The organism is Frankia sp. AiPs1, assembly GCF_023716945.1.
GTDB lineage: Bacteria > Actinomycetota > Actinomycetes > Frankiales > Frankiaceae > Frankia.
This window is the reverse complement of the sequence record NZ_JAMQQF010001181.1, coordinates 1-546: the sequence shown is the minus strand read 5'-3', so window position 1 is coordinate 546 and position 546 is coordinate 1. Positions and strand designations below refer to the sequence as shown.

Here is a 546-nt window from a genome sequence, read left to right as displayed (position 1 = left end):
ATGCTGCTGACCGCCGCCGAGTGCGAGATCGGCCAGGCCGACCGGTTCGCCCGCCGCCGTGGGCTGCACCGAGACGACCCTCGCCGCGGCCCCGCGGTGCTCACCCATCTGCTGGGCCGGGCGGCGACGCGGGCCGGGGACACCGCTGGCCCGGTCGACGCCGTGCTGCAGGCCGCAGGCCGGGAGAGGGTGGCCGATCCGCGTCAGGCGTTGGATGCCGCCGTCGACGACGGCCGGATCATCCCCGTCGGTGACCGGATCGCGCTGGAGCGCTACGCCATGGCTGAGCAGTCCATCGCCGACGGCATCGAACGGCTGGTGGCCACCGCCGAGCCGTTGCGCGCGGGCGCGCCACGAGTGCGCCGCCGCCCGGACGACGACAACCACGACGTCGACGACGACACAGCCGGGTCGCCGGCCACGGCCGGGCCGCCACCGACCGCGCTGATGTTCGACGACGAGGACGCCGCGGACGACGACTCGCCGGCCGCCGGCGACCGGACGGCCGACGACGCCGGCCCGGACGGGACGGCCCAGGTCGAGGAC

General features: G+C 76.7%; 1 pseudogene. It reads left to right on the top strand.

From position 1 onward, the window contains the following. Positions 1 to 546: pseudogene (locus tag ND748_RS33540) on the top strand (exodeoxyribonuclease V); the annotation flags it as partial.